Genomic DNA, 9,414 nt, shown 5'->3' with positions numbered 1-9,414 from the left:
CGCATCATGTACGAGGTCGTCCGCGGCGGCGGCTACACCCCCGACGTCGCCTTCATGCTCGACCAGTGCCACAACATCGAGGCCAAGATCCCCGCGATCATCCGGTCCGTGATGAACGTCCAGGAAGCCACCGCCAAGGCCCTGCTCGTGGACCGGGAGGCGCTGGCCGCCGCCCAGCGCGAGGGCGACGTCCTCGGCGCGAACGCGGTGCTGATGGACGCCTACAACACCGACGTACGCCCACTGCTCGCCGAACTCCGCGAGGAGATGGGCCTGGACGCCGATCCGATGGCCGCGTACCGCCGGTCCGGCTGGGCCGAGAAGATCGTCGAGGAGCGGGTCGGCGGGGCGCAGGCGGGGTGGGGCGCGTAGCCGGTCCGCCGCGGGAGGCGGACGGGCCGGCGCCCGTCCGCCGGGATCTCGGGTCAGCGCGACCCGCAGGGGTTGGCAGGCTTCCTGACCATCGGCCATGACCTGGCCACCCGGCCTCCCTCTCGCCTGGGCCAGGGTGCGGGCCCAGGCGATCGAGGACGGTGTCGCGTCGGCCGAGTGCCTCGCCGCGCACGACGATCAAGGGGAGGCGTTCACCGCGCACGGCGAGCGGCGCCACAAGCGCTGCCGGCTCATCGTGCAGTCCTCCGTCGCGATCGGCGAGCACGAGTTGGACCGCCGGGCCACCGTGCCGGGCCCATGGTCCTGCCGCTCCGACCAGCTACCGTCGCCGCCGCCCGCCGCGGCGCGCGACCGCGCATGTCCCCGCAGGTCGTATGCCCCGGCTGGATGTCCAGCTGGTGGGTGGAGCACTCGCCGAACCGTCCGGTGCCGCGGTCGCCGTCGAGCAGGTCATCGCCGTACGCCCTTCAGGAACTGCTGTCGGCTTCGGGTTTCGGTGCTTTGGGCTGGGCGACGGTGATCGTCCGTGCGGGCGTCCGGGGTGCCGGCGGGGGCGGGAGTGCTCCTCCGCGGCGCAGGACGGCGTAGCCGATGCCGATTCCGGCGGCGACGGGCCATTCCAGAGCGCCCGCCAGGGCGAGCGCGCCGAGCCCGGCGTAGAGGGGAAGTCCGCCCTTGGCGGGCAGGACGCGCTGTGCGGCGGTGACGGGAAGGGTGACGGCCTTCCGTGCGGCGTCCGCGACATCGTCGAGCGGGATGGTGAGGGTATGCCCGTCGTGGTGGTGATCCGTGTGCCGGTCGGTGGTGTCCGTGGCGCTGGGGCTCGCGGTGGTGGTCTGAGCTTTCTTCTTGGCCATGTGATCACTCCATTGCTCTTGCTGACTTCCCTACGTTATGTCCGGTTCATGTAGATTTCAGAATCTGTTTGCCTGCGGATGTGCAGTCAGTGGCTGAGCACCGCGGACGCCATGGGCCTTGAGTGAGGGAGTCGCGCCGGTGCTGCGAGGTGGTGTGGTGATGTCGCTGGGCCGCCGGCTTGCGGCGCAGGCGCCGTCTGCGGTGGCTGCGTCTGCCGGGGTGGTCGCCTCGCATGCGGTGAGGGCGCCGGTGGAGGTGCCGCGGGCGCTGGAGCGTGGGCGGCGAAGGGTTGCCCGGGTGGGCGATGCCGTCTCACGCGAGGTGGTCAGGGCGGCCGAGGTGGTGCGGGATGCCGGTCCGGCCAGGCGCCGCAGGCGCGTGTGGGCGCAGCGCGGCAGGGCGCACGTCGAGGTGCGGGGCCTGGCCGGAGCGGGGACGCGGCAGGAGCGGCTGGCCGCAGGGCTGGAGTCCGCGCTGGCCGAACTGGCGGGGGTGCGCTGGGTGCGGGTGAACGCGGCGCTGGGCCATGTGGTGGTCGACGCGGCGGAGGATGGCTGCGATCTCGAGGCAGTGCTGGAAGCGGTGTGCGCGGTGGAGCGGGCGCATGATGTCGCGGAGCAGCCGTTCGGGCATGGTCAGCCGGGTGCGGCGTTCGACGACGTCCCGGAGGTGCTGGCCAGGGTCGCCTTGGTCTCCGACTGTGTGGGGCTGGTCGGCGCGGTGGCGGGCTGGACGGCCTCGGTCGCCCGGTTGCCGCGCGCGGTACGGGTGCCGTTGGTCGTGGCCGACACTCAGCCGCGGGTCCGCCGGTGGCTGGAGCGGCAGGTGGGCCGTGGCCATGCGGACGCGTTCTTGGCCATGGCCGGGGCGCTGGTGTATTCGGCCACCGGGGGGATGACGCCGCTGCTGCTGGACGCCGTCCAGCAGTGGTTGAAGCTCGGTGAGGCGCGCAGTCGGCGGGCGGTGTGGGAACGCCGGGAGGGCGAGCTGGTGGCTGACGGCGCCGGTCTTCCCCGGCAGGCCACGACGCCGCTGCCGCGACCGGTCGCGGTGCCGGCGGGTCCGGTGGAGAAGTGCGCGGAGCGGACGTCGCTCACCTCCCTGCTGGGAGCTGCCGGGGTGGCGGCCTGGACCAGGGATGTGGAACAGGCGGGTCGAGCGATTCTGGCGACGGTGCCCAAGGCCGCCGGGGCGGGGCGTGAGGCGTTCTGCACGGTGCTTGGCCGTGACCTCGCGCGGGCGGGCGTGGTGGTGATGAATCCGGCGGCGCTGCGCCTGCTGGACCGGGTGTCCGCCGTCGTCATCGATTCCCCGGCCCTGTACGTTCCGCGGGTGCGGCTGATGTCGGCGGCAGCCAGCGGGGAACAGGACGAGGCAGCGTTGTGGCAGGCCGCGCAGAAGGTCCTGTCCGGACGGACGCCGAAGGACATGGCAGGTCCGGGTCCGTGGACGGCGGATGGCTGGCGGCTGCGGCGCCGGCCGGACGGCCCGGGCCGGCGGCCTGACAGCGGTCCCGGTCTGCACCTGGAGGTGCATGACACCGGTGGCCGGCTGCTGGGACGGGTCGTGGTGGGATGCGATCTCGATCCGCTGGCCGATGCGGTGGTCGCCGCAGCCCGCTCCGGCGACCGCCGCCTGGAGATGACCCAGCACGCCGGCGTCGCTGAGCTGCTGCGGTGGGCCGATCACGCTGTGCCGCCGGCCTCGACATCGGCCGAGCGGGTGCGCGCCCTGCAGCAGGAAGGCCATGTGGTCGCGCTGATCACCTGCTGCGACGGCGAGGCACTCGCGGCCGCGGACGTGGGAGTGGCCCTCCCCCTGCCGGACGGGTTCGGGAGGCCGGCTCCCGCAGCGCCGTGGTCGGCGGACCTCGTGTGCGGGCCAGGGCTGGAACACGCCTGGCGCTTACTGTCGGCCCTCGACGACGCACACCAGGTCAGTGCGGCCTCGGCCCGCCTGTCGGTCGGCGGGTCCGCGCTGGGGGCGTTGATCGCGGCCGCCGGTACCCGGCACCGCATGTGGGGCCTGACCACCACTCCCGTCCACGGCGCCGCGTTCCTGGCCCAGATCGGTGGCGTCCGCGCGGCGCGACGCCTTGCCCGCCGGCCCCGGCCCGTCGGCCATGTCCGCGGCGCCTGGCACGCCATGGACGCGGACGACGTCCTTCGCGCCCTGCGCCCGGTGCGCCGCTACGCCACGACAGAGCAGGCAGCGTCCGATGCAGCCGCCCGGGCGGCATTCGACCGGACGCGGCACCGGCTGGCCGGGGCCGTCACCGCAGCCGTCACCTCCCTGGGCCTCGCCACGCAGGTCCGGCATGCCGGTGAGCTGCTGAGCTCGGTGCGCGAGGAACTGCGTGACCCTCTGACCCCGGTGCTGGCCCTCGGTGCCGCGGCGTCCGCAGCGGTCGGTTCCAGCGTCGACTCACTGCTGGTGGGCGGGGTGATGGCCGGCAACGCGGTCATCAGCGGCGCCCAGCGCATGCGGGCCGAGCAGGCCCTGCGGACCCTGCTGGCGAAGGAGAGCATCACCGCCCGCCGCCTGCGCCACGTGCCGGACGACTCGAACCCGGGTTTCCTCGGGCTGCCGGAGGAGCCGGAGAAGGAGGGCTTCGACACCATCGACGCAAGCGACCTCCAGGTGGGCGACGTGATCGTCGTACGGTCGTCGGAGGTGGTGCCGGCGGATGCCCGGCTGCTGTCGGGCGACCGACTCGAGATCGACGAGGCGGCGCTGACCGGTGAACCCATCCCGGTGGCGAAATGTCCGGCGGCCACTCCCGGGGCGGACCTGGCCGAGCGGTCCTGCATGCTCTACCAGGGTTGCACCGTGCTGGCGGGCACCGGCGTGGCCGTGGTCGTCGCGACCGGCGGGCAGACCGAGGCAGGGCGCGCCGCAGAGCTGGCCGGGCAGGCCACCACCGCGCCCGGCATCGAAGGGCACCTCGCGGCGCTGACCCGGACGGCGCTGCCCGTGGTCGGCGTCGGCGGGGCAGCGGTCACCGCCCTGGGGCTGCTGCGCGGCCTGCCGCTGCGCCAGGCACTGGCCTCCGGCGTCGCGGTCGCGGTGGCCGCCGTCCCCGAAGGCCTGCCGCTGGTCGCCACCGTCGCCCAGTCGGCGGCCGCCCACCGGCTGTCCCGCCACGGCATCCTGCCCCGCTCCGCCCGCGCGCTGGAAGCCCTCGGACGCGTCGACGTCATCTGCTTCGACAAAACCGGCACCCTCACCGAAGGCCGCCTGACTCTGACCCGTCTGGCCTCCACCGAGAAGATCCTTCCCCCCGATTCGGAAGAGGCACATCGCCTGCTGCGCACCGCCGCCCGCGCCTGCCCCGCCCCCGGCGCGCCCATGGCCCACGCAACCGACCGCGCCGTACTCGAAGCCTTCCACAGACACGACATCGAAGACCCTGGCTGGGCACAGCAGGCGGAACTGCCCTTCGAGGCCAGCCGCGGCTACTCGGCCTCCGCAGGTACCGACAACGGCCATCCCCTGCTCGCGGTCAAAGGAGCGCCCGAGATCATCCTCGAGCGCTGCACCACCACCCTCGTTCCGGCCGGCCCCACTGACCATCGGCACGGCCGAGTCGGCAGTGACAGCGGCCCGGCCCCGCTCGATGAGCAGCGGCTGGAAGCGGCCCACCGCATGATGCGGCAGCTCGCCGACCAGGGCCTGCGCGTCCTGGCCGTCGCCCAGGCCGCTCTGCCCGTGGACGCACCGGGCATCGACGACCGGGAACGATCGGCGGAACCGGCGACCGGTACCGCTGTGCCGGCCGACGCGGTGACCGACCTGGTCCACGATCTGACGCTGCTGGGCTTCCTGGCCATCGCCGACGCCCCCCGCCCCACAGCCGCCGACGCCGTCAAGCGCCTCACCGACGCGGGTGTACGCATCGTCATGATCACCGGCGACCATCCGGCCACCGCCGCCGCCATCGCCCGCGACCTCGGCATCCCTCACACGGAGACCATCGTCACCGGCTCCGTGATCGATTCCCTGTCGGCCACCGACCGCACCCCGGCCATCGACCAGACCAGTCTCTTCGCCCGCGTATCACCTGAGCACAAGGTCCGGATCGTTCAGGCCCTGCGTGAGGCCGGGCACGTCGTCGCCATGGTCGGCGACGGCGTCAACGACGCAGCCGCCATCCGCCTCGCCGACATCGGCATCGGCATCGGTGCCCACGGCTCCACCGCCGCACGCGCCGCCGCCGACCTCGTCCTGAGCGACCCCGACCTCACCCGCATCCTCGACGCCCTGCACGAGGGACGCGCCCTGTGGGCCAGCGTCCGCGACGCCGTCGCCATCCTCGTCGGCGGCAACGCCGGCGAGGTCGCCTTCACCATTCTCGGCACCGCACTCGCCGGCCGCGCCCCCCTCCGTACCCGCCAGCTCCTTCTGGTCAACCTCCTCACCGACATGCTCCCCGCCCTGGCCGTCGCCCTCGCCCACCGCCCCACGGCCGCCGGCACCACCGCGATGGACCAGCCCGCTCCCACCCTCATGGGACCGGCCCTGGCGCGGCTGCTGGCCATCCGCGGCACTGCCACCACCCTGGCCGCCACCCTCGCGTGGCAGACCGGCCGCTTCACCGGCCGTGCCCGCCGCGCCGACACCATGGGACTGGCAGCCCTGATCACCGCCCAGCTCGGCCAGACCCTCATCACCGACTGGCGCAGCCCCCTGGTCCTGGCCACCACCGCCCTCTCCACAGCGGCCCTCCTCACCGTCGTGCAGACCCCAGGTCTGAGCCACTTCTTCGGCTGCACACCCCTCGGCCCCCTCGCCTGGACCACCGTCGCCGCCAGCGCCACCACAGCCACCGTCACCGCCGCCACCGCCCCCCGCCTGCTCACCCCGACCGCGCCCCCACGCGCCGCCACCGCGTACCCGCACGCAGCACCGGCCTCTCAGCCGCCGGCCAGGCCGAGCGGCTGAGAAAAGGGCGATTCCGGTCCGAGCGGACCACACTTCCGTTCACCCTCTGTTGGCACGGATGAAGACGCCAAGCCATTCACGCGCCTCAGAAGCGGATTGTCCTGAGGAAAACCGGCAAAACAAGCCACCTCGGTGGCTTGATCGGCCAAAGGACACTGCCGTGCCCCTGACCCTCGTCATCAGACTGCCCCGGATCTCGCTGGTCCCGCAGGTGCAGTCGCTCGCCCGCACCCTGACCCCGTTCGCCGGGCCTCTCCTCGGTATGGCCGTCGACGCAAGCGGCCTGGGACTGCCCGCGCGCCTCCTGCTTCACGCCGCGCTGCACACCGCCCTGCAACAACGCCCCGCACACAGCGAGAACAGTGAGAGCACCCCACCTGCGGTCCCGGTGGCTCCTCTCACCGGTTCGGGCCTGCCCACCTGAAGTACCAGGTCGAGCTCGGCCCGGGACGGCCCGAAACGTCGAGGAGGCTCCTCAGTACTGCGGCTCGTGACGCGCCGGCCCCGGCTCCGGGGCCCGACCCGACGGCCCCGGCTGCCGCACGGACGCCGCCACCCGCACCAGCGCCGCCGTCGCCGTGGAGCGGGACTGCTGCGGCCAGGCGACCGACAGGACCGCCGGGGGCGCGTCCGGGACCTCGCGGTAGGCGATGCCCGGGCGCCGGTAGCGGAGGGTGACCGAGCGTGGCAACAGGGTGACGAGTTCGCCGAGTTCGACCAGGGTCAGCAGCTGGGCCAGGTCGGCCACGGCGTACCGCTCGACGACCTCGTCGAGGTAGCGGGCCAGACCGTCGGGGCGGCCCGGTTGGACGCCGGGCAGGGCGAGGTCGGCGAGGGGGACGCGGTCGCGGGCGGCGAGCGGGTGGGCGGCCGGGAGCGCGGCAAGGCGCGGCTCGACGGCCACCGTCTCCGTGTCGAGGCCGGTGGTGTCGTACGGCTCGTAGATCAGCGCGGCGTCCGCCTCGCCCCGGCGCAGCAGACGGGCCTGCTCGCCCCAGCCGGACAGCCGGATCGCGACGGGCCGCGCGGCCGGTTCGGCCGCGTAACGCGCCAGGATGGTCTCCAGCAGGCCGGCGTCGCCGTCGGCCTTGACGGCCAGGACCAGCTTCGGGTCGGGGCCGGCCGCGCGCTGCGCCCGGCGGCCGGCCGCCTGCAGGGCCTCCAGCGCGACCCTGGCCTCGGCCAGGAGCACGTCCCCGGCCGGGGTCAGGGCGACGCTGTGGGTGGTGCGGTCGAACAGGGTGACGCCCAGTTCCGCCTCGAGTTTGCGGATCGCCCGGGACAGCGGCGGGGCCGAGATGCCCAACCGGTCCGCGGCGCGGGCGAAGTTGAGTTCCTCGGCGACGGCGACGAAGTAGCGCAGGGGCCGGGATTCCACGGTCTGACACCCCCTTCGGTATTGCCCTGAGGGTAACAAGCGCGATCCGATCGGTCCTTCCGTCCGGCCGGGGCACGTTCGAGGATCGACGCACAGGCCGCGCGCGCCAGGTCGCCGCGATCCGGCGCCACTCTCCCGCTACTTCCCCGGAGCTCTCCTTGATTGTCGTCACCACTCCCACCGGCTCGATCGGCCGGCAGCTCGTCGGCCGTCTCCTCGACAGCGGGGAACCGGTCCGGGTGATCGCGCGTGATCCCTCCCGGCTCCCGGCCCGTGTGAGCGAGCGGGCCGAGGTCGTGCAGGGGTCCCTTCTCGACTCCGACGTCGTCCGCAAGGCGTTCGCGGGCGCGGACCGCGTGTTCCTGCTGGTGCCCCCGGATCTCCGCGCGCCGAGCGTCGAGGGCCATTACCTGGACTGCACCCGGCCGGCCTGCGCGGCGATCGTCGCGCACGGCGTCCGGCAGGCCGTCGGCCTGTCGAGCATGGGCCGCGGCATCGGAAGGAACGGCGGGCACCTGTCGGCGGCGCACGCCAAGGACGCGCTGATCGCGGACACGGGCGTGGCGTACCGGGCGCTGCGGCCGCCGGCCTTCATGGAGAACCTGCTGTGGCAGGCCGGGTCGATCAGGAGCGGGGGCACCTTCTCCTGGGCGCATCCCGGGGACCGGGTGCTCCCGGCCGTCGCCACCCGCGACATCGCCGCGCGCGCCGCCGAGCTGCTGCTCGACGGTTCCTGGACCGGCTGCGAGGGCGTCCCCGTCGTCGGCCCGGACACCCTCACCCCCGACGGCATGGCCGAGGTCATGTCCGAGGTGCTGCGGCGGCCGGTGCGCTACCGGCAGGCCCCCCTGGACGACTACCGGGAGACGATGATCCGGCACGGCGCGTCCGAGGCGTGGGCCCAGGGCCTCGCGGACATGGCGGTGGCCCAGAACAACGGGGCCTACGACGAGGAGCACCGCGCCGCACCGCCCGCTCCCACCTCGTTCCGCCAGTGGTGCGAGGAGGTGCTCAGGCCGGCTGTCCTGTCCTGAGCGTCCGCGGCGTCGGCTGTCGCCCCGCTCGTTGAGAGGGCGACGGCCGGCGGCCCGCGACACGCTGGTGACACGTGTAGCCGATCACGCTCGGGTGAAACGTTTCACGGCATCCTCACCTCCGCCGCACCCTCCGTCAAGACCCCGGAACACGGAAGTTCACACTCCTCGCGCTCTTGGCAGCGCGAGGGCCCGAATGTCTTGACGACATCCGCGGACTCCGGTTACTTTCCCTGAAACGATTCAAACAGTTCAGTCCGGCACCGGCGCCCCACCTCCACGGCAGCGTCGTGGCCTGCGATATTCAGAGGTGGTCATGCCAGACCTGTCCACGGTGAAGGCGGCCCTCGCGGCCCAGCGGATCGAGACGCCGTCGTGGGCCTACGGCAACTCCGGCACGCGCTTCAAGGTGTTCGCCCAGCCGGGCGTCCCCCGCGACCCCTGGGAGAAGCTGCAGGACGCGGCGAAGGTGCACGAGTTCACCGGTGTGGCCCCGACCGTCTCCCTGCACATCCCGTGGGACAAGGTCGAGGACTTCGGCAAGCTCGCCGCGTTCGCCCGTGATCACGGAGTCGTGCTCGGTGCGATCAACTCCAACACCTTCCAGGACGACGACTACAAGCTCGGCAGCATCTGCCACGCCGACCCCGCGATCCGCCGCAAGGCGATCGGCCACCTCCTGGAATGCGTCGACATCATGGACGCCACCGGCTCGCGCGACCTCAAACTCTGGTTCGCCGACGGCACCAACTACCCCGGCCAGGACGACATCCGCGCCCGCCAGGACCGCCTCGCCGAAGGACTCGCCCA

Annotated in this window: 5 protein-coding genes and 2 pseudogenes; 5 read left to right on the top strand and 2 right to left on the bottom strand. The window is 73.3% G+C overall.

Features of this window, described 5'->3' with window-relative positions; genetic code table 11:
- Window positions 1-372 (top strand): annotated as a pseudogene (locus AB0G63_RS38485) (rhamnose isomerase); the annotation flags it as partial.
- Window positions 373-860: 488 nt separating this feature from the next.
- Here the strand turns inward: AB0G63_RS38485 and AB0G63_RS38480 are convergent.
- Window positions 861-1,250, bottom strand: coding sequence for a hypothetical protein (locus AB0G63_RS38480; protein WP_360760371.1), 390 nt, complete (start codon window positions 1,248-1,250; stop codon window positions 861-863).
- Window positions 1,251-1,548: 298 nt separating this feature from the next.
- On the opposite strand from AB0G63_RS38480, the gene AB0G63_RS38475 reads away from it, so the two are divergent.
- Both AB0G63_RS38475 and AB0G63_RS38470 read left to right on the top strand, forming a co-directional pair.
- Window positions 1,549-6,192: a cation-translocating P-type ATPase gene (locus AB0G63_RS38475; RefSeq protein ID WP_360760369.1), complete on the top strand. Its 4,644-nt coding sequence runs from the start codon at window positions 1,549-1,551 to the stop codon at window positions 6,190-6,192.
- 160 nt (window positions 6,193-6,352) lie between these two features.
- Complete coding sequence (locus tag AB0G63_RS38470; RefSeq protein WP_360760366.1) at window positions 6,353-6,616, top strand: hypothetical protein; 264 nt, start codon at window positions 6,353-6,355, stop codon at window positions 6,614-6,616.
- 51 nt (window positions 6,617-6,667) lie between these two features.
- Here AB0G63_RS38470 and AB0G63_RS38465 read toward each other — a convergent pair whose 3' ends face one another.
- Window positions 6,668-7,570 carry a LysR family transcriptional regulator gene (locus tag AB0G63_RS38465; protein ID WP_360760364.1) on the bottom strand — a complete coding sequence of 301 codons (903 nt, stop codon included), beginning with the start codon at window positions 7,568-7,570 and terminating at the stop codon, window positions 6,668-6,670.
- Window positions 7,571-7,728: 158 nt separating this feature from the next.
- Here AB0G63_RS38465 and AB0G63_RS38460 point away from each other — a divergent pair, with 158 nt between their 5' ends.
- Both AB0G63_RS38460 and AB0G63_RS38455 read left to right on the top strand, forming a co-directional pair.
- The gene (locus tag AB0G63_RS38460) at window positions 7,729-8,604 is read left to right on the top strand and encodes an NAD(P)H-binding protein (protein WP_360760361.1); all 876 of its coding nucleotides are present in this window, start codon (window positions 7,729-7,731) and stop codon (window positions 8,602-8,604) included.
- A 316-nt stretch (window positions 8,605-8,920) separates the two neighbouring features.
- A pseudogene (locus tag AB0G63_RS38455) lies at window positions 8,921-9,414 on the top strand (rhamnose isomerase); the annotation flags it as partial.

Source organism: Streptomyces sp. NPDC020996 (assembly GCF_040641355.1).
Taxonomy (GTDB): Bacteria; Actinomycetota; Actinomycetes; order Streptomycetales; family Streptomycetaceae; genus Streptomyces.
The sequence above is the reverse complement of the archived record's forward strand: the minus strand, read 5'-3'. Positions and strand labels throughout refer to the sequence as shown.

Bases quoted from the DNA above. Each gene is read 5' to 3' on its own strand.
- AB0G63_RS38480 (WP_360760371.1), bottom strand. From the start codon at position 1,250: ATGGCCAAGAAGAAAGCTCAGACCACCACCGCGAGCCCCAGCGCCACG.